We start from the raw sequence: 25,048 nt of genomic DNA on the forward strand, positions 1-25,048 counted from the left end.
CCGCAGGGGCCGGCGATGCGCGGGATTGAGCTGGCCGGGCTGATCGCCACCGTCTTTGGCGCGGTTACCTGCGTGGTGATCGGGGATACGGCGGGCAAGCTGATGACCTCCTCCGGCATTGATCCGGTCTGGGTCGCCTGGACGCGCTTCGGCCTGGCCGCGCTGGTGCTTCTGCCCTTCAGCGGGCTGACCCGGGCCGAGCTGCCGCGCCTGCTGGACTGGCGCGTGGTGCTGCGGGGCTTCTTCATCGCCGCCGGGATCAGCTGCATCCTGACGGCGCTGCGGACAGAACCGCTGGCCAATGTCTTCGGCGCCTTCTTCATCGGCCCGGTGGTGGCCTATGTCTTGGCGATCCTGTTCCTGGGCGAACGCCCCGCACCGCTGCGCAGCCTGCTGCTGGCCGTCGGTTTCGCGGGGGTGATGCTGGTGGTGAAACCGGGGTTCGGGGCCACCATCGGCATGGCCTTTGCGCTGACCGCCGGCACCTTCTACGGCGCCTACCTGGTGATGACGCGGGTCGTCTCGGGCCAGGTTCGGCCCCGCTTCCTGCTGCTGTCGCAGCTACTGCTGGGCACGGCGATGCTGACGCCCTTCGGCCTGGGCGGCGACTGGCCCGGGATGACCTGGACGCTGGCTGGGCTGGTGGCGATCAGCGCCGGCGGATCGGCCATGGGGAATTTCCTGCTGGTGATGGCCAGCCGCCGGGCGGAGGCCAGCCTGATCGCGCCGCTGGTCTACAGCCAGCTGCTGTCGGCCATGGTGCTGGGGGCGTTGGTCTTCGGCGACTGGCCCGATGTCTGGGCGCTGGCCGGTCTGGCGCTGATCGCGCTGTCGGGCGTTGGCTCGCTGCTGGTCGGCCAGCGGCAGGCGCGGCTGGCGGGGCAGGGGGCGGCCTGAGGGATCAGCCCTTGGGGCGGCTGGCCTTCTCGGCCACGCCCGAGGTGCCCTCGCGCGCCTCCAGCACGTCGAGAACAGCCTGCAGCGGCACGTCCCGCGCCGCCAGCATCACCAGCATGTGGTAAAGCACATCGGCGCATTCCGAGGCCAGCTTTTCGGGGTCGTTCTTCACCGCCTCGATGATCGCCTCGACGGCCTCTTCGCCGAACTTCTCGGCGCATTTCTCCGGTCCCTTGGCCAACAGCTTGGCTGTCCAGGAACTGTCGGGGTCGGCGCCGCGGCGGCTTTCGATGGTGGCGGAGAGGCGGGAAAGCGTGTCGGTCATGGCGGCCTCCTACTGCAGTCGCATCGGGATGCCCGCGGCGGCCATGTGTTCCTTGGCCTCGCGGATGGTGTGATCGCCGAAGTGGAAGATCGAGGCGGCCAGCACGGCGGAGGCGCCGCCCTCGGTCACGCCCTCGACCAGGTGATCCAGCGTGCCGACGCCGCCAGAGGCGATGACCGGCACCGAGACCGCATCGGAAATCGCCCGGGTCAGCGGCAGGTTGAACCCCGCGCGGGTACCGTCGCGGTCCATCGAGGTCAGCAGGATCTCTCCGGCGCCCTTGGCCGCCACCAGCTTGGCGAACTCCACCGCGTCGATCCCCGTGGGCTTGCGCCCGCCATGGGTGAAGATCTCCCACTTGCCGGGGCTGACGGTCTTGGCGTCGATGGCGCAGACGATGCACTGGCTGCCGAACTGGTCGGCGGCGCGGGCCAGGACGTCCGGGTCGGCCACGGCGGCGGAATTGAACGACACCTTGTCGGCCCCCGCCAGCAGCAGGTTGCGCACGTCCTGCACCGTGCGCACGCCCCCGCCCACGGTCAGCGGCACGTAGCAGTTCTCGGCGGTGCGGGTGACCACGTCGAACATGGTGCCGCGGTTTTCATGGGTCGCGTGGATGTCGAGGAAGGTGATCTCGTCCGCGCCGGCCAGGTCATAGGCCTTCGCGGCATCCACCGGATCGCCCGCATCGCGCAGGTCGACGAAATTGACGCCCTTCACCACGCGGCCGTCGGCCACGTCGAGGCAGGGAATGATGCGGGTCTTCAGCATGGGGATCTCCCGGTGCGGGGATGGGTCGGCGCCGGTTTAGCGCGCGGCGGGCGCGCTGGCCAGAGGGGCCGGGTCAGCGGCGCGTCACACGGGTGTAGATCTCCAGCCCGAGGCTGACCAGCAGGATCACAGGGCCGAAGTAGAGATAGCTCATGAACAGCAGAAGCAGGATCGGGGCAATGGCGGTCAGCGGGCCGGTCAGCCCGGCGGCGCAGTCCGACAGCCCGTTCAGCAGGTCGCCCGAGCAGTTGTTGTCGGCGATGATCATCAGCGACAGCGAGATGGCGAAGGTCAGCCCGGCGATCCGCAGCAGCCAGAAGGCCATGCGGTTGCGGGTGAAGAAGCTGAGGCCGAAGGCCGCCAGCGGGATCGCCACCATCAGGATGGCCAGCATGTCCTTGGTCATTTCGTCGTGTCGTCCCTGTTTGTCTTTTCTTTGGTGCCGGGCGTCATCTTGTCTTCGGGGCCCGGGCCAGTCGCGGAGCGGGGCAGGGCCATCAAGAGGATCAGCCGCACCACCGCCCAGAGCAAGGCGAAGCCGCCGGAGAAGGGCAGCATCAACAGCCCGCCCCAGGCGGCGAAGATGCCGGTGGTATAGGCGAAGTCCGACAGGTCCAGCTCCGCAAGGGTGCAGGGATGGGCCGATCCCTCGTCGATGGCACAGCCCGCCGCGCCCAGGGCGAGGGTCACGCCGATGGCACCCAGCCACAGGGCAAGCGGCGCCAAGACGAGGACCAGCGCGATCCGGTCCAGCCGGCGGGTGGCGGGGCGGCGTGCCATGTCAGCCCTTCATCACCGCCAGCGCCTCGGCCAGGTCGATGGCCCCGTCATAAAGCGCCCGGCCCGAAATCGCGCCGTTCAGCGGCGCACCGCAGGTCTTCAACGCCTGCAGGTCGGCAATGGAGGAGACACCGCCCGAGGCGATCACCGGGATCGACACCGCATTGGCCAACGCCGCCGTGGCCTCGATGTTGGGGCCCTGCATCGCGCCGTCGCGGTTGATGTCGGTGTAGATGATGGCAGCCACGCCCGCGTCCTCGAAACTGCGCGCCAGGTCGGTGACCTGCACGTCGGTTTCCGTCGCCCAGCCCTTGGTCGCCACGTATCCGTTGCGGGCGTCGATGCCCACGGCCACCTGGCCGGGGAAGGCCTTCGCCGCCTCGCGCACCAGCGCGGGGTTTTCCACCGCCACGGTGCCCAGGATGACCCGTTGCAGGCCCTTGCCCAGCCACATCTCGATGGTGGCCATGTCGCGGATGCCGCCGCCCAGCTGGGCCGGCACCTTGCAGCGCTCCAGGATCGCCTCGACCGGGGCGGCGTTCACCGGGCTGCCGGCGAAGGCGCCGTTCAGATCCACCAGATGCAGCCATTCGCAGCCCGCCTCCACGAACTCCATCGCCTGGGCGGCGGGGTCGTCGTTGAACACGGTGGCCTTGTCCATGTCGCCCTTGAACAGGCGCACGGCCTGGCCGTCCTTGAGGTCGATGGCGGGGTAGAGGATCATCGCGCGGGCCCTTTCCTTGGTCGCCAAAGCCTATGGCACGGGCGCCGCGCCAATTGCAACGTGCGAGCGCGTCCGGCGGGGTCTCGGGCAGGGCCTGACGCGGGTGGGACAGCATGCCTGACCTTGACGTCAAGTCATATGCCCGCGCCCTTGCACGGTGGACCTTTGAGGAGTCAGGGTATGCCTAGAGGAGTTCTGAGGGAGGAAATCTCATGTTCAAGGCACTGGTTGCGGCCGGTTTCGTCGCGCTTGGCGCCGGGGCGGCCATGGCGGATCCGGTCGAGGGGATCTGGAAGACGGAAGTGGACGACGGCAGTTACGCCCATGTCACCTTCGCCCCCTGCGGCGCCGCCCTGTGTGGTGTCATCAGCCGCACCTTCAACAATTCTGGCGAATACCAGAGCGCCAACCGCGGCAAGCCCATCGTCTGGGACATGCAGGCCGAGGGCAACGGCAAGTACGGCGACGGGCGCATCTGGCAGCCCTCCACCGACAAGGTCTATCGCTCGAAGATGGAACTGTCGGGCGACGTCCTGCGGGTCGCGGGCTGCGTCGGGCCGATCTGCAAGAGGCAGACCTGGACGCGGGTGAAGTGATCCAGCCGGCGGGGCGGGCGCAGGCCTGCCCCCGGCTCCGACGCCCCGTCCGGGGCGTTGCAGGCCTGGCGCCAAACGGGCCATTTTCAGAAAAATCGCGAGATTTCCTCGGCCAGTTCCTGCCGGAACCGCGTTTTCGACTGCGGCGTTCTCTCTTTGCGAAGGGATTCCTGCTACGTCTTGTCGCCGATCATGGCGGGAACGGCGCGCGGCGTTAGGATTCCGGGATCCATTATGGGTGGGAGCACTCCAGAAGGGAGATCGAGCGATGATGACGGATCAGATTTCAGGCAAGGGCGCGACCCTGCGGCGGCTGCTGGGCGGTTGCCTGCTGGCGGTGATGGCCGGGCAGGCCGGCGCCGCGGAGACAGTCGTCGGTACCTGGGCCTCGCCCCCTGACCGCAAGGGACAGACCGGCCATGTGGTCATCCGCGATTGCGGCGGTGCCTACTGTGGCCGCCTCGAACGGGCCTTCGATCCCGAAGGGCAGGAGATCGTGACCAAGGCCGTGGGCGAGATGGTTCTGCGCGGCATGGAACCCGCCGCGGGCGGCGCCTATCAGGGGCAGGTTTACGTGCCGCTATTGGACAAGGTGGTGGCGGCCAAGGTCGAGGTGCAGGGCGATCAGCTGGAGGTGCGCGGCTGCGCCGGCATCATCTGCAACAGCCAGACCTGGCGACGGGTGCACTGACCCGCAGCCTGTCCGACTGTCTGAAACCGCGACCCGGGGGCAAAGAGCATGATCCTGCTTCTGAACGGTTAGCCGGGCGTCGGCAAGTTGACCATCGCGCGTCATCTGGCCGACCGAACTGGCGCGGTGCTTCTGGACATCCACACGCTCTACAATCCGGCCTACGCCCTCGCCACGCCGAAGTCGGAGGCCTATTTCGACATCATCCGCGATGTCTGGCCGGTGGTCGATCCCCGCATCCTGGCGCTGCCACCCGGGCGGATGGTTATTTTCACCGATGTGCTGGCTGGATGGCCGCCCCTCGATCCCTGGATCGAGGAAAACCTGGTCCGGCTCCGGCACCTGGGGGCAGCCCGGGGCGGCTTGGCGGTGGTCAACCTGTCCTGCGATCGGGCCGAGAACCGTCGCCGCATGGCCGCGCCCGAGCGGGCCGGGGCAGGCAAGCCGCGCGATCCGGCCTATGCGGATGCCAAGCATGATGCGGGCAAGCCGCTGCTGTCCTGCGGCGCGGACCGCATGCTGGCTTTGGATGTGACGGCGCTGTCGGCCGAAGAGGCCGCCGGGCACATCGCAGATTGGCTGCAAGCGCCGGGCTGAGGGGTCAGGGTTTCCAGCTGAGGAAGTTCGCGATCAGCCGCAGGCCGTTGGCCTGGCTCTTTTCCGGGTGGAACTGCGTTCCCACCATCGTGTCGCGCCCGACGATGGCCGTGACCGGCTGACCATACTCCACGTGGGCGATCAGTTGCGCGGGGTCGGCGACGCTCATGTGGTAGGAGTGCACGAAATAGGCGTGGTGACCGGTTTCGATCCCCTCCAGCACAGGGTGGGGGCGATCGATGACCAGATCGTTCCAGCCCATGTGCGGCACCTTCAGCTTTGGATCCTCCGGGAGGATTTTCGTCACCTCGCCGTCGATCCAGCCGAGCCCTGGGCATTCCTCGTATTCGTGACCCACGCGTGCCATCAGCTGCATGCCGACGCAGATGCCCATGAAGGGGCGGCCCTTCACCTCGACCGCCTCGCGCAGCGCCTCCAGCACGGAGCCCGCGCCCGCACCGGCCAGGGCCGCATGGCAGGCGGGGAAGGCCCCGTCGCCGGGCAGCACGATCCGGTCGGCGCGCGCCACGTCCTCGGGGCGGTCCGACACGATCACCTCGCCCGCGCCGACCTCCCGCGCCATGCGCTGGAACGCCTTCTCGGCCGAGTGCAGGTTGCCGCTTTCGTAGTCGATGAGAACGGTGAGCATGGGGGCGCCTTTCGTGATCCGGGCCTGTCGTGGCCCGGATGCGGAACGGGGTCAAGGGCGGGTCAGAGCGTGCCCTTGGTCGAGGGGATGGCGTCGGCCTTGCGCGGGTCGCTTTCGACGGCGGTGCGCAGGGCGCGGGCCACGGCCTTGAAGGCCGCCTCGGCGATATGGTGCGAATTCAGGCCGTGCAGCTTGTCCACATGCAGGGTGATGCCGCCGTGGGTGCTGAAGGCCTGGAAGAACTCGCGCACCAGCTCGGTGTCGAAGCTGCCGATCTTCTCGGTGGGGAAGTCGACGTTCCACACCAGGAAGGGCCGGCCCGACAGGTCCAGGGCGGCGCGGACCAGGCTGTCGTCCATCGCCAGGTGGCAATCGCCATAGCGGCGGATGCCCCGCTTGTCGCCAAGCGCCTTGGTCAGGGCCTGGCCGAGCGCGATGCCCACATCCTCGACGCTATGATGGTCGTCGATAAAGGTGTCGCCCTTGCAGGTCACGGTGATGTCGATCAGCGAATGGCGCGACAGCTGGTCCAGCATGTGGTCGAAGAACCCGACGCCGGTATCGCATTCGTACTGGCCGGTGCCGTCGAGGTCGATGACCACGTGAATGTCGGTTTCTGCGGTCGAGCGGGTGACCTTGGCATTGCGCATGGAAGCCTCCGGAGTTTCCGGGGGCTTATAGGCCGGGAGCGGGGGATTTGGGAAGGGGGCGCATGGTGCCTCGGGCCAGGCGCGTGGCGCCGACCGGGCGCCATGGCCGGACTGAGCTTGATGGACAGTCTGGCCTCGAAGGGTAGCCGCGCGTTGACGTTGGGTCGTCAGGCAGGGCGCGGGGCGGTCGCATCAGTTCAGCCGCGGCGGGGGCGGATCCTCCATCTGGCCGGGCAGGGTGAACACCACCCGCGTGCCGCGGGGGGGCGCCGTGGCCTGATCCACGACGGTTTCCACAGTCGCCTTGGCAGGCCGTGGGCCCTCAGGGTCTGCATCCTCGGGCGGGGCGATGTGAATCTCGCCGCCCAGGCGGGTGACGATCTTGCGCGCGATGGCCAGGCCCATGCCTGACCCTTCGCATTGATCCCGCGGGCGCAGCGTGCGCAACGGGGCGAAGACCGCCTCCCGGAACCGGGTGGGAATCCCGGGCCCGTCATCGTCCAGGGTCAGGCGCAGGAGGGGGCCGTCATCCGCCAGGCTCAGCCTGATCCGTACCTGGTCGCGGTCATGGTGCTTGACCGCATTGGACAGCAGTGCAGCGAAGAGCATGGCGAGTTCATTGCCCGGCCCCGTAAGGGTCGCGCTGCCCGTGACCTGCAGGCTGGCCCGATCGGGGAAAGGCGAGATCTGGCTGGCACGGTCCAGCACCTCCTCCAGCGGGTGGGCCCCGATCGGGTCGGCAAGGCGCCCGATGCGGGAGAAATCTCGCAGGTCCAGCAGCATGCGGTCCGCACGGGCGGCCTGGGTCGTCAGCAGGTCAAGGTGTTCCGCCACGATGGCCTCACGTTCCGGCGGCAGGGGACCCATGTCCTCGCGGATCCATTCGGGGATCGTGTGGAAGGCACGGAAACTGGCACGCAGATCATGGGTGATGATGTAGATGAACTCCTCCATCCCGGCTGCCGGATCGCGATCGGCCGGGTCGTTCCTGGCAAGGCCGGGGCCGGCGGTCTGGACGGCCGGAGCGTCGGGGGGAGGAGGGTCTTCGGTCATGCCCGCAGAATGTGGGGCGCAGGCGAACAAGCCCTTAATGGGGGCGGCGCTGGGACCCGGGATCTGCAGTGATATTGCCGAAAATTGCGTTTGAATTTCAGGCGTCTGGCAGGTGCCCCTTAACAGCTTGGCAAGGACGGGAGGGGGAAGCTCTTCCCGGGATATCGTTTGACGAGAAGGAGTCGGGAGATGGAGCCGCATCAGGACGAACCGCGCAGGGAGCCGGCGGCGCCTCATGTTCCCGAGGTGCCGGGGCTGCTGACCACGCCGGCCGAGCCGGAGCCGACGCTGATCGACGTGCTGGTGCTCGACGACAGCCGTTTCGACGCCTTGCAGTTGCAGCGCGATTGCCGGTCGACGGACCTGCCCGTGCGGGTGTCCATCGCCAGCGGGATCGAGGAATTTCGCCAGATGCTGCAGGCCCGGCGCTACCACGTCGTCTTCATCGATTACCTGCTGCCGGACGGCGATGGCCTTGCCGCGCAGGAGATGCTGCGGGGGATCGAGAAGAACGGCCAGGCGCCGGTGGTGATGATCAGCGGCGAGGCGCGGCATGACGTGGCGGTGGAGGCGATCCGCAGCGGCTGCATCGACTACAAGGCGAAGACGGATCTGGACCGCGACGCGCTGAAATCCCTGATCCTGCGCGCCCTGGAAGCGGGCAGCCGGGTCGCCCAGCAGAACCTGCAATCCGCGCTGGAAGCGCAAAGAGAGGAGATCGTGGCCGCCATGCGCGCCATCGTGCGTGAAGAACTGTCGCGCGGCGTGCCCGATGCGACGGCTCCGGAGGGCGGCGCGGTTACCCTGCAGATGCTGCGGTCCTACGGGCTGATCCCGGAAGACAAGTCTGGCGACTGGGAAGACCTGCTGGACGATCCGGCGATGCAGTTCGTCTTCCGCAAGCATTGAGCCTGGTGGCCGTCGCCGCTTGAACGTCGCTGCCCCAAGGGCGTGGCGTCCCTTCCTGCCATCCCAACTTGCCGCCGTCCCACCAGGCAAAGCCACGGCAGACTGGTTGCCTGTCAGTGGCTGGCGCAACAGTGGCCGCAAAAGTTGCTTGGGCCCGCCCTGTAAACGCGGCACGGAACCGCGGGTGGCCCACGTCAGCGGACGGGGTGCTGCTTCGGCACCACCAATCAGAGCGACGCCTTAGGCCAGTTTCAGCGGTCTGCCGCAGCATGGGGCGGTGCGCCACGCTGATCGCGGGTCTGCATGCGACTCTGTATGTGATCGTTGCTTCGGCAATCCTGCTTGGGCTGCGGTCCAGGTCCGCTTTCCCGCTTGCGGGAGCTTTCGACCGACCTGGCACGCTCACAGGTAGCCGCGGGCGCGGTAGGTCTCCAGGATCTCTTCAATGGCGGCATCGCTGATCGGCTTGGTGAAGAAATGTTCGACCACCCCGCTCAGCTGCGACCGTTCCTGGTCGCGTTCGTTGTCCGAAGAAGAGAAGAGCGCCACGATCTGCATCTCTGCCTCCGCCGCGCTACGCCGACGCTTCAGCTCCTCAATGGTTTCGAAACCGTCAAGCTCCGGCATGTTGATGTCCAGCAGGATCAGCTCCGGCGGCGTGTCCTTGTCCGGCGCGGGGCGATCGGCGGCGAAGAAGCGTTCGAGAAACTCCGTCCCGTCGGCCGATTCCCTGATCGGGTGGAAGTTGCCGTTCTTGGCCAGGCGGCGGCGCGCGATATAGCGGTCGGAAGCGACATCATCGACGATGAAAGTGGGGATCATCGGTCAGGTCCTGAGTGGAAGTGTGATGGTGAAGCGACTGCCGCCGGGAGAACTGTCGAGGCGGATGTCCCCTGACAGGCGGCGCACGTGTTTCTGGACGATGGCCAGGCCCAGGCCGTGGCCATCACTGCGCGCAGAGCGGCGGAACATCTCGAAGACGCGGCCCTTGTCAGCGGTGCCGATCCCGGTTCCGTTGTCGCTGATCCGCAAGGTCAGATGAGTACCGCTCCGGGTGTCGAAGCAAAGTTCGATCCAGTGACTGGCCTTCGCCGGATCACGGAAACGGATCGCGTTCGACAGCAGATTTTCGATAATCGTCTCCAGCGTCGGACGCTCGGTCAGGAGCCAGGCGGTGCCGCGGGTGACGATGGTGAAGCCCGGGCGCGTGGTCCATTTCGATGACATGTCGTCCCAGATCGCCTGGGCGGTGGCGACCAGGTCGATCCGTTCGTCGGGAATGGCATCCAGCCCGGCCCGGGCAAGGGTGAGGACCTGTTCGACCTTGTTTATATTGCGCCGCGCGGTGGTCAGGGCGTCCTGGATGCAGCGCCGGGTCTCGGCGGTTTCGCCGGCGGCCAGGTCTTCGAGGCACAACTCCAGCAGCCCGGCGATGGTGGCCAGGGGGGCGCGCAGGTCATGGCTGGCGGAATAGGCGAACTGGGTCAGCTCGTCGTTCAGGGCCGACAGACGGGCGTTGTGGCGCTGCAGCTCCTGCTCCTTGGCGTGGATGTCGGTCAGATCGACGAGCGTGGCCATGATCCGCTGCCCGCCGACACCATTGATCGGCGTGAGGGCGACATGCACCGGCGTCGCATGACCGTCGAGGCCGACGACGTTCAGTTCACGTCCGGAGGTCATGGCCCGGGGCCGGGGGGCCGACAGGTAGCTTTGGCGAAAGACCGAGTGCTGCAGCCGCATGTGATGCGGGACGAAACTGTCGACGTTGCGCCCGACCAGATCGCGTGGCGCGCCGCCCAGCAGTTCGCAGGCCATGGTGTTGACCAGCTCGATCGTGCCGTCGGGCGCCACCAGCACCATGGCGGTGGCCGAGGCGTCCAGCGCCTCACGTAGGCGGCGTTCGTTCAGGCGCCGTTCGCTGATATCGACGACGGTGGTGAATACCTCGGTCTCCGCACCCAGCGGGACAGGCGAAAGGCCGATTTCCACCGGGATCAAGCTGCCGTCCACGTGCAGGCCGAACACCTCGCGGCCCTGGCCCATGCTGCGCTGCGCCGGCTGGTGGGCGAAGGCGCCGCGCAGGATCGGGTGACGATCGCGGGAACTTTGCGGGATCAGCACCTCCACCGCCTGACCGGTCAGGCTGCCGGGATCATGGCCGAACAGCTGGTAGAGCGCGGCATTGGCACAACGGATCCGACCGTCGACATCGGCCATCAGCGCCGGCACCGGACACAGAGCCACCGCCAGATCGTAGCGGGATTGAAGTTCCTGCATCGACAGGGCGTCGGCGCCTCTGTGCGCGTCCTGCAACATGGTGCAGCCGGGCTGTGCAGGCGGGGGGAGGCCCCCGGGGGAGGCGGGGCCGGACCCTTCTGAAGCCGGTCTGTGATAGGTCATGGCACCTCACCCTGAATGTCATGCGCGCCGGGGCAGCGGGCCGGCCATCGCACGGCCGGCGTAAGCGGACGCCTCTTCACGCCCTCTGACAGGATCCCCGGTGCCGGCGTGGCGCGGCGGAGCGCGGGAGTCAGCCTCCAGACCCTAAGGGAGAGCGATTGAAAGATGTGTTAAACCTCACCGGTTCGGGGGAGGCCCGCGAAGCAAAAGGTCACTCGAAATGTCGGCATATCAGGCAGCGGGCGGGGGCCGCAGCGGCCCTCAGGCAGCGGGACGGCACGACCCGGCAGGTGTTACAAAAAGTTAACCGTCCCGATACAAATCTTTTTTCGAAGCCCCCTAGGACCGGCGCAAGGACCTAGGGGATGACTTCGTGCTTCGCATCGAGAAACTGACAAAGACATTCGGGCGCAACACCGCGGTGGACAGCGCAACCATTCACGTCGACAAGCCGATGATGATCGGCGTGATCGGCCGTTCCGGCGCCGGCAAGTCCACGCTGCTGCGCATGCTGAACCGGCTGGAAGACATCAGCGAGGGCACCATCACCTTCGAGGATCGCCAGGTCAGCAGCCTGACCGGCGCGGCCAAGCGCGCCTGGCAGGCCGATTGCGCCATGATCTTCCAGCAGTTCAACCTGGTGCCGCGCATGGACGTGGTGTCGAACGTGCTGCACGGCACGCTGAACCGCCGCTCGGCGTTTTCGACGCTGTTCAACCTCTATCCCAGCGAGGACATCCACCGCGCCATCGACATCCTCGACCGGCTGGGCATCGCCGAACATGCGCCTAAGCGGGCCGAGGCGCTGTCGGGGGGGCAGCAGCAGCGCGTCGCGATCGCGCGTGCCCTGATGCAGGACCCGAAGATCATCCTGGCGGATGAACCGATCGCCAGCCTCGACCCGATGAACGCCCAGGTGGTGATGGACGCCCTGCGCCGCATCCACGAGGAAGACGGCCGCATGGTCATCGCCAACCTGCACACCCTGGATACCGCGCGGCGCTATTGCGACCGGGTGATCGGGATGCGGGCCGGGCGCATCGTCTTCGACGGCCTGCCCGAACAGCTGACCACAGACATGGCGCGCGAGATCTACGGCGCCGACGCCACTTTCTCGGAAGAGGCCACCTCGACCGAGATCGACACCATCGACCGCAGCGCCGCCAAGGCCGCGCTGGCGAAGGTGACCGCCTGACCAACCCCACGTTTCGTCTGCCCCGGGGAGCAAGGGATTGCCGGGGCCAATCCAAGGAGCTTGTAAGATGAAAAAACTGATCGCGGCCGCGCTGGCCACCACCGCCCTGGCCGGCGTTGCCCAGGCCCAGGAAATCTCCGAATTCCGTCTCGGCATCCTCGGCGGCGAGAACGCCCAGGACCGCATGGCCAACAACGAGTGCTATGCCGACAAGATCTCCGATGCGCTTGGCGTGCCGGTCCAGGTCTTCACCCCCGCAGACTACAACGGCGTGATGCAGGGCCTGCTGGGCGGCACCATCGACGCGGCCTGGATGGGCGCCTCCTCCTACGCCGGCACCTACATCGCCGACGCCGACGCGGTCGAGCCGGTGCTGGTGAAGCAGAACCTCGACGGCTCCATCGGCTACTACTCCATCGGCTTTGCCCGCGTCGACAGCGGCGTGACCGAGCTGGCCGACCTGGAAGGCAAGAAATTCGGCTTTGGTGACCCGAACTCCACCTCCGGCTACCTGATCCCCTCGGTCGAGATCGCTGCCGCTGGCTTCCCGATGGAGCCGGGTGAGTTCTTCGGTGATGTCGTCTTCACCGGCGGCCACGAACAGACCATCGTCGCGGTCAACAACGGCGACGTTGACGCCGGCGTGACCTGGGCCGACGGCCTGGGCAACTGGGAAGACGGCTTCAACTCCGGCGCCCTGCGTCGCGCGGTGGACGCGGGCCTGGTCGACATGAACGACCTGGTGCAGATCTGGCAGTCGAACATCATCCCCGAAGGTCCCTTCGTGCTGCGCAAGGCCCTGCCGCAGGACGTCAAGGATGCCGTCACCCAGCTGACCGCCGACCTGTGGGAAGAAGATCCCACCTGCGCCTACGGTGTGGCCGCCGGCGACGCGAAGGACTTCATCCCGGTGACCCATGCCGAGTACGAATCCATCGTCGCGGCACGCCGCTCGGTCATCAACAACTGATGAACCCCTCCGAAAGGGCCCGCCGCGTGCGGGCCCTTTCTCTTTGTTTCCCCCCATGACGGGACCTTCCATGGCAGATCAGACCGCTTCGGGCGCAGGGGGATCCTCCTCGGCCCAGATCCGCGAAAGCTACATGGCGCAGACGCGCCGCAAACGCCTTTACGGGGGCATGATCCTTGCGGTCTTCGTGGCCTTGATGGCCAGCGGCTTCATCACCGCCGACGCCCGCAATGCCGGCGGGTTCTGGGACGGGCTGCATCAGCTGGGAGCCTTCCCCGCGGCCGTCATGTCCGAGGCGGCGGAGAAGATCACCGACCTGCCCGCGAACCTGGTGAAATATTTCCCCGCCCTGGTGGAAACGATCAACATTGCTGCGGTTTCTACGCTGATCGGGGCCGCGGGTGGCATCCTGCTGTCGATGCTGGCGACCCGGGGCCTGGCCCGCTGGCCGCGGCTGATCCCGCTGTGGCGCCGCATGATGGACGTGATGCGCGCGGTGCCCGAAATCGTCATCGCCCTGGTTTTGATCTTCGTGCTGGGCGGTGGTCCGGTTCCGGCGATGATCGCCATCGCCTTCCACACCGTCGGCGCGCTCGGCAAGCTCTTCTCCGAGGTGAACGAGAACGCCTCGCTGAAACCGGTCGAGGGGCTGACCTCCGTCGGTGCCAGCTGGACGCAGCGCATGGTGCTGGGGGTGATGCCGCAGGTGGCGCCCAACTACCTCAGCTACGCGCTCTTGCGGTTCGAGATCAACATCCGCGCCTCGGCCATCCTGGGCTTCGTCGGCGCCGGCGGCATCGGGTATGAGCTGAAGAACGCCATGGCCTGGGGGATCGGTCGCTACGACGAGGCCGCGGCGATCTTCCTGCTGCTCTTCGTGACCATCGTGGCCGTCGACCAGATCGGCAGCCATTTCCGTGACCGGCTGACCCATGGCCGCAAGGAGGAGGTGCTGGCATGACCATGGCATCCGACATCCACACCGCCCCCACCGACAGCCTGAAGACCCGCGCCGATGCGATGTTCCGCACCAAGCGGCTGTGGTCCTTCGGCCTGCCGGGGCTGGTGCTGCTCTATCTCGTCTACGCCTTCTTCGCCTTCGATCTCCCCGGGCTGATCGACCGGGCGCGCCCGGAAAACGGCGCGATCCTGATGCGCGACATCTACAGCTACAAGACCCACGTCGAACGCGACAACCGCACCGGCGAGATGAGCTATGCCATCGAGGGGGAGCGCAAGGGCGAATACCCCGAGGGTGAGCGGCCCGACTGGGTGACCGTCGATGGCGACGTGACCACGGTCGAGATGCCCGAGGGCCACGAGGTGCGCTACTACCCCGACCACGTGGAATACGACATCCCCGGCTATGGCACGATCAGCGCCAGGTCCGAGGGGCGGGGGGTGGAGGCCACCTATCCCGATGGCCCGATGCCCGACTACATTTCCGCGGCGCGCAACCGCGTGATGGTGGTGACCGACGCCGGCCGGGTGACGATCACCCGCAACCGCACCGAGGTCTTCCGCTATTTCACCGGGTGGGAGCTCTTCTTCTTCACCCTCGACAGCCCCTATCACGGGCTGAGCGCCGGCGAGCTGCTGTCGCGGGCCACCTCCGGCGAGGCCGGGGCGATCTGGCATGACTTCTGGCAGAACAACATGTGGCGGCATGCCGACGTGGCTTGGGCCCTGTTCGAGACGCTGCTGATGGCCTTCCTCGGCACCTTCGGCGCGGCCATCGTGGCGCTGCCGCTGGCCTTCCTGGCGGCGCGCAACTTCACGCCGCTGATGCTGGTGCGGCAGTTCTTCCGCCGTATCTTCGACCTCTGCCGCGGGGTGGATGCGCTGATCTGGACGATCGTGCTGTCCCGCGCCTTCGGCCCCGGGCCGATGACCGGCGCGCTGGCGATCCTGCTGACCGACACCGGGTCCTTCGGCAAGATGTTCTCCGAGGCGCTGGAAAACGTCGATGACAAGCAGATCGAGGGCATCCGCTCCACCGGGGCGAAGCCGGTGCAACGGTATCGCTTCGGGGTGATCCCGCAGGTGACGCCGGTGCTGCTGAGCCAGGTGCTGTACTTCTTCGAAAGCAACACCCGCTCGGCCACCATCATCGGCGCGATCACCGGCGGCGGCATCGGGCTCTTGCTGACCCAGGCGATGATCACCCAGAAGGACTGGGAAGAGGTGACCTACTACATCATCCTGGTGGTGATGCTGGTCTTCGCCATGGACAGCTTCTCCGGCTGGCTGCGGCGCAAGCTGATCAAGGGCGACGACGGCGGACACTGACCCTGCCGCCGCTGGCCCCGATCACCTTTGCAAACTGCCCGCTTTGCAGCTTTGCTGGACGCAATGACATCACGGATGGGCGCGGGTCGAGGCCTGCGCCCTGACTTCTTCCAAAGGACACTCCATGGCCCGACTGACCGCCGAAACCCCCTATTTGCATCCGGATGTGGAGCTGACCGAGACCACTTTGGGCCGCTATGTCGAGATCGGGCGGGGCAGCCGCGTCGCGCATTCCAGTTTCGGCGACTACAGCTATTGCGACCGCTACGCCGATGTGGCCAACGCGACCATCGGCAAGTTTGCCAATATCGCCGCCTTCACCCGGATCGGCGCGACGGATCACCCGCTGGACACCGCCGCCTGCCATCACTTCCTCTACCGCTCCGCCGACTACTGGGACGACGTGGAAAACGACACGGCCTTCTTCGAGCATCGCCGGTCGCGGCGCGCTCGCGTCGGGCATGATACATGGATCGGCAATGGCGCGATGATCAAGCCCGAGGTCACGCTGGGCGACGGGGCCGTGGTGGCCGCCGGCGCCGTGGTGACCAAGGATGTGGCGCCTTACACCATCGTCGCGGGCACGCCCGCCCGGGTGCTGCGTCGGCGCCAGCCCGAGGCGGTGGCAGATCGGCTGATCGCCCTGGCCTGGTGGGATTGGGATCACGCCACCCTGCGCGCGCGCCTGGAGGATTTTCGGGCGCTGAGCGCCGAGGCCTTTCTGGAGAAATACGAGGGCTGAGCGCGTGCGGGCCGCCTCTATTGGGCGGAGAGGGGATGACTGTTACCCTTGGGATGTTTTCGGCAAAGAGAATACAGGGCCGGGCACCCCGGGCGGCGCCAGGCGCGGGGAATCTGGAAGGCGGACCGGAGCCGGAGGCCTATTCGGCGGCCATGGCCGTGCCTTGCGGCAGGGCGGTGAAGCGATGCGCGGCCTCGCCGGCCAGGTGGGTGATACGCCCAGCCGAGATCGTCGCCTCGATGGCGCGGGTCTGCTGGTTGATGACCACCATGTCGGCGCGCAGCCCCGGTTGCAGGCGGCCCCGGTCGGGCAGGCGCAGGATCTCCGCCGGGCGGGCCGAGATCATGTCCCAGGCGGCGGGCAGGGGCAGCAGCCCGCTGTCGGCCAGGGCGAAGGCTGCCTGGTGCAGTGCCGGGTAGTAGTAATCCGACACCAGCGCATCGCAGAGGCCCGCGCGGATCAATTCCACCGCGGCGATATTGCCCGACTGCGAACCGCCACGCACCACGTTGGGGGCGCCCATCAGGATCGGGTCGCCCACGGCGCGGGCCAGGGCCGCCGCCGAGCGCGCGGTGGGAAATTCGCAGATCTTGGCGCCGATCATCGAGAAGGTCTCACGCGTCTCGCCATCGGGGTCGTCGTGGCTGCCGTAGGTCACGCCCATGCCGTCGAACTGTTCCGCCAGCCGGCAGAGATAGCGCGGCACCTCGCGCGCCTGGCGCTTGGCGTCCTGGAGGATCTTCATGTGGTCCTGCGGGCTGCGGCCAGCCTTGCGCGCGGCGATCAGCAGGTCCTCGCGGCCGCCTTCCATCATCTGTGCGGCTTCGTCGAGGTGGTTGTTGAACACCACGTAGTCGATCCCGTAGCGGCGCACGGCATCGAGCAGCCGCGCCTCCGTCTCGGCGGTGTGGGTCTCGCAGCGGATCTGCACGCGCAGGTCGGTCAGGGCGTGGTCGGCGCGGTAGGCCTCCAGCGCGTCAAGCAGGGACAGGGCGAAGTCGGGGCTGCGGTGGCCGCCCTCCCAGGACCAGCTTTGCGCCAGCCAGGCGGTGGTGATGCCATTGGCGGCCGCGTCGCGATCAGTGGCGCGCAGCCCTGTCGCCAGGGGGAAGGGGGCCGTCGGGCGCGGGGCCATGTGGCGTTCGAACGCGTCGCCATGCAGGTCGATGATCCCCGGCAGCACCAGGTAGCCGGTCAGGTCCACCTCCGGCAGGGGGCCACGGGTGATCCGGCCCTCGGCAAAGGCGACGGAGCGGTCCTGAAGGGCGCCGTCACGCAGGATGGTTGCGCCGGTCAGGCGCAGGCTGGGCAAGGTATGGGGCATGGCTCTGCTCGACGTTTTGTTTGCTGTGGATAACCTCTGATTGTATCGGCGGCGTGACGTTGGGCCGCTAAATCCATCAAATCCGGCTGAAATCGCCGTGATTACAGCTTTGGATCGAGCCTGGCGGGATCATGGCTCGTCCTCCTCCCCCAGGGTCAGGGTGACGCGATCGCCGGAGAACCAGGTGCGCCCGTATTCCAGCGGCTGGCCGTCGGGGTCGACGTTCAGGGAGGTGGTGCGCAGGATCGGGTCGCCTTCGCGCAGCTGCAGCTGCACCGCCTGATGGGCATTGGCCAGCTTGGCGGTGATCCGCGTCCAGGCGCGGGTGTAGTCGGGGATGCCGTTGTCGCGCAGCGCCAGGGTGATCGACGACAGCCGCGCCAGGCTGTCCGGCAGGCCGGGCAGGCGGGTCACCGGAAAGATCGAGCGGAAGAGCGCGACGGGCTGGTCGTCGGCCAGCGAAATGCCCTCGGTCGCCAGAACCTCGGTGCCCGGCGCAAGGCGCAGCACCTCCGCCTCGCGCGGGTCGGCGGCGCGGGTTTCCACCAGCAGCAGCTTCTTCGCCGGCAGTCGCCCGGCGGCGCGGATGTTCTGGTGAAAGCGGACGCGGCGCCCGATCGGGTAGTCCGTGGGGCTTTGCGCCACGAAGACGCCCGCACCGCGCCGGGCGTGGGTCAGCCCGGCCTCCGCCAGCGCCGCCAGCCCGCGCCGCACCGTGTGGCGGTTGACGCCGAAGCGGGCCGACAGCTCCGCCTCCGTCGGAAGACGGTCGCCGGGGCGGTAGCGGCCCGAGGCGATGTCATTGGTCAGCGCATCCGCGATGGAGCGCCATAGCGGGGTCTTGCGGGGCGGGGAGCCATCGGCAGGCGTCATGAAAGTTTCATCCTGTTGCGGGGCGCCCGGCCTTGTGCGACTCGGGGCGGCTGTCTATAGATTTGTCTAGTTGTATAGTAAGCTAGACAAATCTGCAAGGTGTCTAATGTCGGAACGGCGGGAATTGACGGAAGAGGAGGCGGCCCGGAAAGCCTGGATGTCGCTTCTGGCGAAGGCGCCGGCGGCGCGGCTGGTGGCGCTTTGGGCCGAGGCGGGGCGTGAGGCGGGGTTCACCTGGCTGCGCGCGCCGGAGGTCGGCGGCGTGATGGTGCGCGGTCGGGCCGGGGGCACGGGTGCGGCCTTCAACCTGGGCGAGATGAGCGTGACGCGCTGTGCGCTGAAGACCGAGGCGGGGGCAGTCGGCCATGCCATGGTGCAGGGCCGGGATCGCAAGAAGGCCGAGATCGCCGCGCTGGTCGATGCGGGCATGCAGGGCGCCGATGCCCCGCGCCTGCGGGCCGAGCTGCTGGATCCGCTAGAGGCCGAGATGACGGCGGCCCGGGCCGCGCGAGCCGCCAGGGCCGATCAGACGAAGGTGGATTTCTTCACCATGGTACGGGGGGAAGACTGATGACCCGAAACGGAGCAATGGCAAGCGAGGCCCTGACGGGCGGCTTCGAGGATGCGCCACGCCAGTCGGCCCGTGCCTTCCGCGCGGCGCTGGAGGTCATGGCGCGCCCTGGCGAGGTGCAGGAGCTGGGCGATCTGGGCACGGCGCCCGCGCCGGTCAGCCCGGCGGCGGCGACCCTGCTGCTGGTCCTGTGCGATCCGGAAACGCCGGTGCATCTGGCAGGCGATCATGACCGGCCGGAGGTGCGCGACTGGATCACCTTCCACTGCGGGGCGCCGCTGGTCGGGCCGGGCGAGGCGGCCTTCGGGCTGGGCACCTGGGAGGCTCTGGGCGAACTGGGCCAATACGCCATCGGCACCGCCGAGTACCCCGACCGCAGCGCCACGCTGATCGTCGACGGCGCCTTTGCGGCCCAGCCGGTGACGCTGGCCGGGCCTGGGATCAAGGAGAGCCGCCGGGCCGAGCTGCCCGCCGTGGGCCCGTTCCGGGCCAACCGGGCGCTCTTCCCGCTGGGGCTGGATTTCTATTTCTGCGACGGCGCGACCCTCTGGGCGCTGCCGCGCACCACCCGCGTTGCCGAAGGGGAGCTTGCCTGATGTATGTGGCAGTGAAAGGTGGCGAGAAGGCCATCGACAAGGCCCATGAGTGGCTGGAGGACGAACGCCGGGGCGATGTGTCGGTCACCGAACTGTCGGTGGCGCAGATCCGCGAACAGCTGGCGCTGGCCGTGAACCGGGTGATGGCCGAGGGGTCGCTCTACGATCCCGACCTGGCGGCGCTGGCGATCAAGCAGGCGCGGGGGGACCTGATCGAGGCGATCTTCCTGATCCGCGCCTATCGCACGACCCTGCCGCGCTTCGGCTATTCGCAGCCCGTGGACACCGGGGCTATGGCCTGTGACCGGCGCATCTCGGCCACCTTCAAGGATGTGCCGGGGGGGCAGGTGCTGGGCCCGACGTTTGATTATACCCACCGTCTGCTGGACTTCGCGCTGGAGGCGGAAGGGCTGGAGCGCCCCGAGGCCCCGACGGAGGCGGCCGAGCATCCGGTGATGCCCCGGGTGACGGAGTTCCTGAACCGCGAAGGTCTGATCCAGGATGAGGTGCCGCCCGCGGCGCAGGCCGATCAGCCCGGCGACCTGACGCGCGAGCCGCTGGAGCTGCCCGCCGACCGCCCGCTGCGCCTGCAGGCGCTGACCCGGGGTGACGAGGGCTTCGTCCTGTCGATGGCCTATTCCACCCAGCGGGGCTACGCCAAGAACCACCCCTTCGTGGGCGAGCTGCGCATCGGCGCCGTCCCGGTCGAGGCCGAAATTCCCGAGCTGGGCTTTGCCATCGAAGTGGGCGAGATCACCCTGACCGAATGCGAGACCGTGAACCAGTTCCTGGGCAGCAAATCCGAGCCGCCGCAGTTCACCCGGGGCTACGGCCTGGTCTTCGGCCAGACGGAGCGCAAAGCGATCTCGATGGCGCTGGTCGACCGGGCGCTGCGCTGGAAGGAGCTGGGCGAGGACGACAAGGGCGCACCGGCGCAGGACGAGGAATTCGTTCTGTACCATTCGGATAACATCCAGGCGACGGGCTTCCTCGAACACATCAAGCTGCCCCACTACGTCGACTTCCAGTCGGAACTGGAACTGGTGCGCAAGATCCGCCGCGAGGCGGATGCGGCGCAGCAGGGCGTGAGGCGGGAGGCGGCGGAATGAACGGCAATCGCATTTTCGGCCCGTGCCGGGCCGAAGCCTTCGGCGAGAGTATTTTCAGCCAACGTATGGGGGCAGGGCGCGTGGCGTCTCTGGCCCGGGAGCAAGGCGCATGAGCGTGGAACAGATCGCGGGCGAGTACAATTTCGCCTACCTCGACGAACAGACCAAGCGGATGATCCGCCGCGCGCTGCTGAAGGCGCTGGCGATCCCGGGCTATCAGGTTCCTTTCGCCAGCCGAGAGATGCCCATGCCCTATGGCTGGGGCACCGGCGGCGTGCAGATCTCGGCGGCCATCATGGTGCCCGAGGACCGGTTCAAGGTGATCGACCAGGGGGCGGATGACACCACCAACGCCGTCTCCATCCGGCGCTTCTTCGAGAAGGTGGCGCAGGTCGAGACCACGGAGAAAACCGCCGAGGCCACCGTCATCCAGACCCGCCACCGGATCCCGGAACGGGACCTGACCGAGGGCCAGGTGCTGGTCTACCAGGTGCCGATTCCCGAACCGCTGCGCTTCCTCGAACCCTCGGAGGTGGAGACGCGCAAGATGCACGCGCTGGAGGAATACGGGTTGATGCACGTCAAGCTCTACGAAGACATCGCGCGCCACGGCGAGATCGCCACCGCCTATGCCTATCCGGTGAAGGTGGAGGGGCGGTACGTGATGGACCCCAGCCCGATCCCGAAGTTCGACAATCCCAAGCTTGAAATGGCGGGCATTCAGCTGTTTGGCGCGGGCCGGGAACAGCGGATCTACGCCCTGCCGCCCTATTGCGAGGTCGTGAGCCTCGATTTCGAGGACTACCCCTTCACCCGGATGCGGGCCGAGCATTGCTGCGACCTGTGCGGAGCGGAGGAAAGCTATCTCGACGAGGTGATCACCGATGATGCGGGCGGGCGGATGTTCGTCTGTTCGGACACGGATTTCTGCGGCGAACGTCGCGCGGCGGGGCACCTGGGGCCTCTCGGCGTGGCCGAGAACGCCGCCTGAGCGCGGAACGGAGAGTGAGACGATGAAGGACATGATCGAGGACCGCGCAGGCGCCACCGACCGGCCGCTGCTGACGGTCGAGGGGCTGGCGAAATACTACGGCGGGCGGATCGGCTGCGAGGAGGTTTCCTTTGACCTCTACCCGGGCGAGGTGATGGGCATCGTGGGCGAAAGCGGCTCGGGCAAGACGACCCTGCTGAACTGCCTGGCGGGCCACCTGGCGCCCGACACGGGCCGGGTGCTGTTCGACCGCGCGGGCCAGATGGTCGATACCGTGACGATGAGCGAGCCGGAGCGGCGCATGCTGGGGCGTACCGACTGGGCCTTCGTGCATCAGCACGCCCATGAGGGGCTGCGCATGAACGTCAGCGCCGGCGGCAACGTGGGCGAACGCCTTATGGGGCTGGGCGCGCGCCACTACGGCGACATCCGAGCCAAGGCCGAGGACTGGCTGGGCCGGGTGGAAATCGCCGCCGACCGGATGGATGACCGGCCCAAGGCCTTTTCGGGTGGCATGCGTCAACGGTTGCAGATCGCGCGCAACCTGGTGACCGGGCCGCGGCTGGTCTTCATGGATGAACCCACGGGCGGCCTCGACGTCAGCGTGCAGGCGCGTCTGCTGGATCTCTTGCGCGGGCTGGTGCGAGAGATGGGCCTGTCGGCCATCATCGTGACCCATGATCTGGCCGTGGTGCGCCTGCTGGCGGACCGGCTGATGGTGATGAAATCCGGCCATGTGGTCGAAACCGGCCTGACCGACCAGGTGCTGGACGACCCGCAACACGCCTACACCCAGCTGCTGGTCAGCTCGGTTCTGCAGGTCTGAGGAGAGATGAGATGACGGACGCGATGATCTCGGTCGAGAACGTGACCAAGACCTTCACCCTGCACAACCAGGGCAGCACGGTGATCCCGGTGATGGAAGGGGCGAGCCTTGCGGTGGCCCCCGGCGAATGCGTGGCGCTGGTCGGCGCCTCGGGGGCGGGCAAATCCACCCTGATGCGGATGATCTACGGCAACTACCTGGCGGCCTCGGGCCGGATCCTGGTGGGCGGCACCGATGTCGCCACCGCCGAACCGCGCGAGATCCTGGCGCTGCGCCGGGCCGTGCTGGGGTACGTCAGCCAGTTCCTGCGTGTGGTGCCCCGGGTGCCGACGCTGGACGTGGTGGCCGAGCCGCTGCTGTCGGTGGGCCTGCCTCGGGAAGAGGCGCAGGAGCGCGCCCGTACCCTGCTGACCAGGCTGAACATTCCCGAACGCCTCTGGGGGCTGTCGCCCACCACGTTTTCAGGAGGCGAACAGCAGCGGGTGAACATCGCCCGCGGCTTTGCCCGCCAGTACCCGGCCTTGCTGCTGGACGAGCCGACCGCCAGCCTCGACGCGGTGAACCGCGAGGAGGTGTTGCAGCTGATCGAGGAGGCCAAGGCCCGCGGTGCGGCCATCGTGGGCATCTTCCATGACCAGCCGGCCCGCGACCGGGTCTGTGACCGCGAGGTCGACGTGACCGGCTTCACCCCGGCGCGGGTGGCCTGATGGCGGGACGTCTTCTGGGCATCGTCGGGCCGTCGGGCGTCGGCAAGGATAGCGTGATGGAGGCCGTCGCCGCCGCGCGCCCGGGCATCGGGCTGGTGCGGCGGGTCATCACGCGGCCGTCGGAGGCCGGGGGCGAGGATTTCGAGGGCGTCAGCGAGGCGGAGTTCGCCGCCCGCGCCGCCCGGGGCGCCTTCCTGCTGTCCTGGCCGGCCCATGGGCTGCACTATGGCATCCCGGCCTCGGTCCTGGACGAGCTGGCGGCGGGGCGCGACCTGCTGGTCAACCTGTCGCGCGCGGTGCTGCCAGAGGCCCAGGCGAAGGTGCCGGGTTTTGCCTGCGTCGCGCTGACCGCGCCCGCGGAGGTCCTGGCCGACCGGCTGGCCGCGCGGGGCCGCGAAAGCCGGGAGGAGATCGCGGGGCGCCTGGCGCGGGCTGGCTTTGCCCTGCCGGAGGGCGTTGACGTGGTGGAACTGGACAATTCGGGCCCGCTGGAACGCACCGTCGCGGCGGTGCTGGCCCTGCTGGACGACAGGCCGCAAGAGGCGGCGAGAGAGATGGAAGCGAGACGATGAAAGACCAGATGGTGAAAGACGAGATGGCGAAAAGCACGACGGACGAGCTGATCCTGGCCAATGCCACCCTGGTGCTGCCCGGTGAGACCCGTGTGGGCCATGTGGTGATCCGCGGTGGCGAGATTGCCGAGATCGGCAGCGGCGCGGTGCCCGGCGGTGCGGTGGATTGCGAGGGCGATTACCTCTCGCCCGGGCTGATCGAGCTGCACACCGACAACCTGGAACGCCACATCACCCCGCGCCCCAAGGCCCATTGGCCGCACAATGCCGCCATCGTCGCCCATGACGCGGAACTGGCCGGCTGCGGCATCACCACGGTCTTCGACGCGATCCGGGTGGGCTCGATCGTCGAGGGGCCGCGCGGCGACTACCGCCGCTATGCCCGCCCCATGGCCGACCAGATCGCCACCATGCGCGACGCCGGCGCCCTGAAGATCAGCCACAAGCTGCACCTGCGGGCCGAGACCTGTTCGGAGACGCTGATCGAGGAGCTGTCGGAGTTCGGGCCAGAGGACAACGTGGGCATCGTCTCCCTGATGGATCACACCCCGGGCCAGCGCCAGTTCAGCGACATCTCGAAGTTCGAGGATTATGTCTGCGGCAAGCACGGGTTGTCGAAGGAGGGCTTCGGCGAATACTGCCAGTTCCTCTATGACCTGCACGACCGGCTGGGCGCTCGACACGAGGCGGCCTCGGTGCAGGCGGCGGCGAATTATGGCGCGGTGCTGGCCAGCCATGACGACACCACCCGGGATCAGGTCGAAACCTCCGCCCGTCACGGCATCCGCCTGGCGGAGTTCCCGACCACGGTGGAGGCGGCGCGGGCCTGCCATGACCACGGCATCCAGGTCATCATGGGGGCGCCCAACCTGATCCGGGGCGGGTCGCATTCCGGCAATGTCTCCGCGCTGGAACTGGCGGACCTCGGATTGCTGGATATCATAAGCTCCGACTACGTGCCGGCGGCACTGCTGCAGGCGGCGGTGATGCTGGGCGAACACTGGGGCGACGTGGCGCGCGGGATGGCGACGGTGACCCGTTCGCCCGCGCGGGCCTCGGGCCTGAACGACCGGGGCGCGCTGGAGGTGGGCCAGCGGGCCGACCTGATCCGCTTTGCCAAGCGCGGCAACGTGCCGGTGGTGCGCGGCGTCTTCGTCGAAGGCGCGCGCGTCGGCTGACCTGGCCTAGCGATCTGACAGGAAGGGGCGGCCATGCGCCGCAGAAGGGGCAGCAGGGCTGCC

At 67.9% G+C, this 25,048-nt stretch carries 30 protein-coding genes; 18 read left to right on the plus strand and 12 right to left on the minus strand.

What is annotated here, in order from left to right; genetic code table 11:
- Positions 1–15 precede the first annotated feature (15 nt).
- Complete coding sequence (locus tag LC066_RS15415) at positions 16–897, plus strand: DMT family transporter (protein ID WP_224900787.1); 882 nt, start codon at positions 16–18, stop codon at positions 895–897.
- A gap of 4 nt (positions 898–901) precedes the next feature.
- On the opposite strand, the gene LC066_RS15420 is transcribed toward LC066_RS15415, so the two are convergent.
- The 5 genes from LC066_RS15420 to hisA all read right to left on the minus strand — a co-directional run bounded on the left by LC066_RS15420 (position 902) and on the right by hisA (position 3,497).
- Positions 902–1,222, minus strand: a complete 321-nt coding sequence (locus LC066_RS15420; RefSeq protein ID WP_085887175.1) for a phosphoribosyl-ATP diphosphatase — start codon at positions 1,220–1,222, stop codon at positions 902–904.
- 9 nt (positions 1,223–1,231) lie between these two features.
- Positions 1,232–1,993: an imidazole glycerol phosphate synthase subunit HisF gene (hisF, locus tag LC066_RS15425; RefSeq protein WP_222474862.1), complete on the minus strand. Its 762-nt coding sequence runs from the start codon at positions 1,991–1,993 to the stop codon at positions 1,232–1,234.
- A gap of 73 nt (positions 1,994–2,066) precedes the next feature.
- Entirely contained in the window at positions 2,067–2,399 is a 333-nt protein-coding gene (locus LC066_RS15430; RefSeq protein WP_222474861.1) for a hypothetical protein, read from the minus strand.
- Complete coding sequence (locus tag LC066_RS15435; RefSeq protein ID WP_224900790.1) at positions 2,396–2,773, minus strand: hypothetical protein; 378 nt, start codon at positions 2,771–2,773, stop codon at positions 2,396–2,398. The genes LC066_RS15430 and LC066_RS15435 overlap by 4 nt, the downstream gene beginning before the upstream one ends.
- Before the next feature lies 1 nt (position 2,774).
- Positions 2,775–3,497, minus strand: coding sequence for a 1-(5-phosphoribosyl)-5-[(5-phosphoribosylamino)methylideneamino]imidazole-4-carboxamide isomerase (hisA, locus tag LC066_RS15440; RefSeq protein ID WP_222474859.1), 723 nt, complete (start codon positions 3,495–3,497; stop codon positions 2,775–2,777).
- Between the two features lie 212 nt (positions 3,498–3,709).
- Here hisA and LC066_RS15445 point away from each other — a divergent pair, with 212 nt between their 5' ends.
- From LC066_RS15445 to LC066_RS15455, 3 genes are all read left to right on the plus strand, one after another.
- On the plus strand, positions 3,710–4,093 hold the full coding sequence (locus LC066_RS15445) for a DUF2147 domain-containing protein (protein WP_224900793.1): 384 nt from the start codon (positions 3,710–3,712) through the stop codon (positions 4,091–4,093).
- 268 nt (positions 4,094–4,361) lie between these two features.
- Entirely contained in the window at positions 4,362–4,784 is a 423-nt protein-coding gene (locus LC066_RS15450) for a DUF2147 domain-containing protein (RefSeq protein WP_224900796.1), read from the plus strand.
- 87 nt (positions 4,785–4,871) lie between these two features.
- A complete protein-coding gene (locus tag LC066_RS15455; RefSeq protein WP_224900799.1) occupies positions 4,872–5,381 on the plus strand; it encodes a hypothetical protein in 510 nt (169 codons plus the stop codon).
- 4 nt (positions 5,382–5,385) lie between these two features.
- Here the strand turns inward: LC066_RS15455 and hisH are convergent, their stop codons facing one another.
- The 3 genes from hisH to LC066_RS15470 form a co-directional block, all read right to left on the minus strand.
- Entirely contained in the window at positions 5,386–6,030 is a 645-nt protein-coding gene (gene hisH, locus LC066_RS15460) for an imidazole glycerol phosphate synthase subunit HisH (RefSeq protein ID WP_224900801.1), read from the minus strand.
- Positions 6,031–6,092: 62 nt separating this feature from the next.
- Positions 6,093–6,680: an imidazoleglycerol-phosphate dehydratase HisB gene (gene hisB / locus LC066_RS15465; protein WP_224900804.1), complete on the minus strand. Its 588-nt coding sequence runs from the start codon at positions 6,678–6,680 to the stop codon at positions 6,093–6,095.
- Between the two features lie 192 nt (positions 6,681–6,872).
- On the minus strand, positions 6,873–7,733 hold the full coding sequence (locus LC066_RS15470; RefSeq protein ID WP_224900807.1) for a sensor histidine kinase: 861 nt from the start codon (positions 7,731–7,733) through the stop codon (positions 6,873–6,875).
- 189 nt (positions 7,734–7,922) lie between these two features.
- On the opposite strand from LC066_RS15470, the gene LC066_RS15475 reads away from it, so the two are divergent.
- Positions 7,923–8,642: a response regulator gene (locus LC066_RS15475; RefSeq protein ID WP_224900810.1), complete on the plus strand. Its 720-nt coding sequence runs from the start codon at positions 7,923–7,925 to the stop codon at positions 8,640–8,642.
- A 402-nt stretch (positions 8,643–9,044) separates the two neighbouring features.
- On the opposite strand, the gene LC066_RS15480 is transcribed toward LC066_RS15475, so the two are convergent.
- Both LC066_RS15480 and LC066_RS15485 read right to left on the minus strand, forming a co-directional pair.
- Entirely contained in the window at positions 9,045–9,464 is a 420-nt protein-coding gene (locus tag LC066_RS15480; protein WP_224900813.1) for a response regulator, read from the minus strand.
- Between the two features lie 3 nt (positions 9,465–9,467).
- Entirely contained in the window at positions 9,468–10,958 is a 1,491-nt protein-coding gene (locus LC066_RS15485; RefSeq protein WP_224900816.1) for a sensor histidine kinase, read from the minus strand.
- A gap of 457 nt (positions 10,959–11,415) precedes the next feature.
- Between LC066_RS15485 and phnC the strand changes: the two genes are divergently transcribed.
- The 5 genes from phnC to LC066_RS15510 all read left to right on the plus strand — a co-directional run bounded on the left by phnC (position 11,416) and on the right by LC066_RS15510 (position 16,238).
- Entirely contained in the window at positions 11,416–12,237 is an 822-nt protein-coding gene (phnC, locus tag LC066_RS15490; RefSeq protein ID WP_224900819.1) for a phosphonate ABC transporter ATP-binding protein, read from the plus strand.
- A 67-nt stretch (positions 12,238–12,304) separates the two neighbouring features.
- Positions 12,305–13,207, plus strand: coding sequence for a phosphonate ABC transporter substrate-binding protein (gene phnD, locus LC066_RS15495; RefSeq protein WP_085887160.1), 903 nt, complete (start codon positions 12,305–12,307; stop codon positions 13,205–13,207).
- Positions 13,208–13,277: 70 nt separating this feature from the next.
- The gene (gene phnE, locus LC066_RS15500; RefSeq protein WP_224900822.1) at positions 13,278–14,168 is read left to right on the plus strand and encodes a phosphonate ABC transporter, permease protein PhnE; all 891 of its coding nucleotides are present in this window, start codon (positions 13,278–13,280) and stop codon (positions 14,166–14,168) included.
- The gene (phnE, locus tag LC066_RS15505; RefSeq protein ID WP_224900825.1) at positions 14,165–15,496 is read left to right on the plus strand and encodes a phosphonate ABC transporter, permease protein PhnE; all 1,332 of its coding nucleotides are present in this window, start codon (positions 14,165–14,167) and stop codon (positions 15,494–15,496) included. Before phnE (LC066_RS15500) ends, phnE (LC066_RS15505) begins: the two co-directional genes overlap by 4 nt.
- A 124-nt stretch (positions 15,497–15,620) precedes the next feature.
- On the plus strand, positions 15,621–16,238 hold the full coding sequence (locus tag LC066_RS15510; protein WP_224900828.1) for a chloramphenicol acetyltransferase: 618 nt from the start codon (positions 15,621–15,623) through the stop codon (positions 16,236–16,238).
- A gap of 139 nt (positions 16,239–16,377) precedes the next feature.
- Here the strand turns inward: LC066_RS15510 and LC066_RS15515 are convergent, their stop codons facing one another.
- Both LC066_RS15515 and phnF read right to left on the minus strand, forming a co-directional pair.
- The gene (locus LC066_RS15515) at positions 16,378–17,562 is read right to left on the minus strand and encodes an alpha-D-ribose 1-methylphosphonate 5-triphosphate diphosphatase (RefSeq protein ID WP_224900831.1); all 1,185 of its coding nucleotides are present in this window, start codon (positions 17,560–17,562) and stop codon (positions 16,378–16,380) included.
- 129 nt (positions 17,563–17,691) lie between these two features.
- Positions 17,692–18,435 carry a phosphonate metabolism transcriptional regulator PhnF gene (gene phnF, locus LC066_RS15520; protein WP_224900833.1) on the minus strand — a complete coding sequence of 248 codons (744 nt, stop codon included), beginning with the start codon at positions 18,433–18,435 and terminating at the stop codon, positions 17,692–17,694.
- 106 nt (positions 18,436–18,541) lie between these two features.
- On the opposite strand from phnF, the gene phnG reads away from it, so the two are divergent.
- The 8 genes from phnG (at position 18,542) to LC066_RS15560 (ending at position 24,985) form a co-directional block, all read left to right on the plus strand.
- Entirely contained in the window at positions 18,542–19,006 is a 465-nt protein-coding gene (gene phnG / locus LC066_RS15525) for a phosphonate C-P lyase system protein PhnG (RefSeq protein ID WP_224900836.1), read from the plus strand.
- 17 nt (positions 19,007–19,023) lie between these two features.
- Entirely contained in the window at positions 19,024–19,602 is a 579-nt protein-coding gene (gene phnH / locus LC066_RS15530; RefSeq protein WP_224900926.1) for a phosphonate C-P lyase system protein PhnH, read from the plus strand.
- Positions 19,602–20,711: a carbon-phosphorus lyase complex subunit PhnI gene (locus LC066_RS15535; protein WP_224900839.1), complete on the plus strand. Its 1,110-nt coding sequence runs from the start codon at positions 19,602–19,604 to the stop codon at positions 20,709–20,711. Before phnH ends, LC066_RS15535 begins: the two co-directional genes overlap by 1 nt.
- Before the next feature lie 109 nt (positions 20,712–20,820).
- A complete protein-coding gene (locus LC066_RS15540) occupies positions 20,821–21,702 on the plus strand; it encodes an alpha-D-ribose 1-methylphosphonate 5-phosphate C-P-lyase PhnJ (protein WP_263625123.1) in 882 nt (293 codons plus the stop codon).
- A gap of 31 nt (positions 21,703–21,733) precedes the next feature.
- Complete coding sequence (phnK, locus tag LC066_RS15545) at positions 21,734–22,528, plus strand: phosphonate C-P lyase system protein PhnK (protein WP_224900929.1); 795 nt, start codon at positions 21,734–21,736, stop codon at positions 22,526–22,528.
- Between the two features lie 11 nt (positions 22,529–22,539).
- A complete protein-coding gene (gene phnL, locus LC066_RS15550; protein ID WP_222474841.1) occupies positions 22,540–23,235 on the plus strand; it encodes a phosphonate C-P lyase system protein PhnL in 696 nt (231 codons plus the stop codon).
- Positions 23,235–23,807 (plus strand): phosphonate metabolism protein/1,5-bisphosphokinase (PRPP-forming) PhnN, encoded by a 573-nt coding sequence (gene phnN / locus LC066_RS15555; protein WP_224900842.1) that lies wholly within the window; start codon positions 23,235–23,237, stop codon positions 23,805–23,807. Before phnL ends, phnN begins: the two co-directional genes overlap by 1 nt.
- Positions 23,804–24,985 carry an alpha-D-ribose 1-methylphosphonate 5-triphosphate diphosphatase gene (locus LC066_RS15560; protein WP_224900844.1) on the plus strand — a complete coding sequence of 394 codons (1,182 nt, stop codon included), beginning with the start codon at positions 23,804–23,806 and terminating at the stop codon, positions 24,983–24,985. The genes phnN and LC066_RS15560 overlap by 4 nt, the downstream gene beginning before the upstream one ends.
- Positions 24,986–25,048 lie beyond the last annotated feature (63 nt).

Source organism: Pseudooceanicola marinus (genome assembly GCF_020177265.1).
GTDB classification, from domain to species: domain Bacteria; phylum Pseudomonadota; class Alphaproteobacteria; order Rhodobacterales; family Rhodobacteraceae; genus Pseudooceanicola; species Pseudooceanicola marinus_A.

Excerpts from the sequence above, each read along its gene's own strand:
- LC066_RS15415 (WP_224900787.1), top strand. The coding sequence starts at position 16 with ATGCGCGGGATTGAGCTGGCCGGGCTGATCGCCACCGTCTTTGGCGCG.
- LC066_RS15420 (WP_085887175.1), bottom strand. The coding sequence starts at position 1,222 with ATGACCGACACGCTTTCCCGCCTCTCCGCCACCATCGAAAGCCGCCGC.
- hisF (WP_222474862.1), bottom strand. The coding sequence starts at position 1,993 with ATGCTGAAGACCCGCATCATTCCCTGCCTCGACGTGGCCGACGGCCGC.
- LC066_RS15430 (WP_222474861.1), bottom strand. The coding sequence starts at position 2,399 with ATGACCAAGGACATGCTGGCCATCCTGATGGTGGCGATCCCGCTGGCG.
- LC066_RS15435 (WP_224900790.1), bottom strand. The coding sequence starts at position 2,773 with ATGGCACGCCGCCCCGCCACCCGCCGGCTGGACCGGATCGCGCTGGTC.
- hisA (WP_222474859.1), bottom strand. The coding sequence starts at position 3,497 with ATGATCCTCTACCCCGCCATCGACCTCAAGGACGGCCAGGCCGTGCGC.
- LC066_RS15445 (WP_224900793.1), top strand. The coding sequence starts at position 3,710 with ATGTTCAAGGCACTGGTTGCGGCCGGTTTCGTCGCGCTTGGCGCCGGG.
- LC066_RS15450 (WP_224900796.1), top strand. The coding sequence starts at position 4,362 with ATGATGACGGATCAGATTTCAGGCAAGGGCGCGACCCTGCGGCGGCTG.
- hisH (WP_224900801.1), bottom strand. The coding sequence starts at position 6,030 with ATGCTCACCGTTCTCATCGACTACGAAAGCGGCAACCTGCACTCGGCC.
- hisB (WP_224900804.1), bottom strand. The coding sequence starts at position 6,680 with ATGCGCAATGCCAAGGTCACCCGCTCGACCGCAGAAACCGACATTCAC.
- LC066_RS15470 (WP_224900807.1), bottom strand. The coding sequence starts at position 7,733 with ATGACCGAAGACCCTCCTCCCCCCGACGCTCCGGCCGTCCAGACCGCC.
- LC066_RS15475 (WP_224900810.1), top strand. The coding sequence starts at position 7,923 with ATGGAGCCGCATCAGGACGAACCGCGCAGGGAGCCGGCGGCGCCTCAT.
- LC066_RS15480 (WP_224900813.1), bottom strand. The coding sequence starts at position 9,464 with ATGATCCCCACTTTCATCGTCGATGATGTCGCTTCCGACCGCTATATC.
- LC066_RS15485 (WP_224900816.1), bottom strand. The coding sequence starts at position 10,958 with ATGTTGCAGGACGCGCACAGAGGCGCCGACGCCCTGTCGATGCAGGAA.
- phnD (WP_085887160.1), top strand. The coding sequence starts at position 12,305 with ATGAAAAAACTGATCGCGGCCGCGCTGGCCACCACCGCCCTGGCCGGC.
- phnE (WP_224900822.1), top strand. The coding sequence starts at position 13,278 with ATGGCAGATCAGACCGCTTCGGGCGCAGGGGGATCCTCCTCGGCCCAG.
- phnE (WP_224900825.1), top strand. The coding sequence starts at position 14,165 with ATGACCATGGCATCCGACATCCACACCGCCCCCACCGACAGCCTGAAG.
- LC066_RS15510 (WP_224900828.1), top strand. The coding sequence starts at position 15,621 with ATGGCCCGACTGACCGCCGAAACCCCCTATTTGCATCCGGATGTGGAG.
- LC066_RS15515 (WP_224900831.1), bottom strand. The coding sequence starts at position 17,562 with ATGCCCCATACCTTGCCCAGCCTGCGCCTGACCGGCGCAACCATCCTG.
- phnF (WP_224900833.1), bottom strand. The coding sequence starts at position 18,435 with ATGACGCCTGCCGATGGCTCCCCGCCCCGCAAGACCCCGCTATGGCGC.
- phnG (WP_224900836.1), top strand. The coding sequence starts at position 18,542 with ATGTCGGAACGGCGGGAATTGACGGAAGAGGAGGCGGCCCGGAAAGCC.
- phnH (WP_224900926.1), top strand. The coding sequence starts at position 19,024 with ATGGCAAGCGAGGCCCTGACGGGCGGCTTCGAGGATGCGCCACGCCAG.
- LC066_RS15535 (WP_224900839.1), top strand. The coding sequence starts at position 19,602 with ATGTATGTGGCAGTGAAAGGTGGCGAGAAGGCCATCGACAAGGCCCAT.
- LC066_RS15540 (WP_263625123.1), top strand. The coding sequence starts at position 20,821 with ATGAGCGTGGAACAGATCGCGGGCGAGTACAATTTCGCCTACCTCGAC.
- phnK (WP_224900929.1), top strand. The coding sequence starts at position 21,734 with ATGATCGAGGACCGCGCAGGCGCCACCGACCGGCCGCTGCTGACGGTC.
- phnL (WP_222474841.1), top strand. The coding sequence starts at position 22,540 with ATGACGGACGCGATGATCTCGGTCGAGAACGTGACCAAGACCTTCACC.
- phnN (WP_224900842.1), top strand. The coding sequence starts at position 23,235 with ATGGCGGGACGTCTTCTGGGCATCGTCGGGCCGTCGGGCGTCGGCAAG.
- LC066_RS15560 (WP_224900844.1), top strand. The coding sequence starts at position 23,804 with ATGAAAGACCAGATGGTGAAAGACGAGATGGCGAAAAGCACGACGGAC.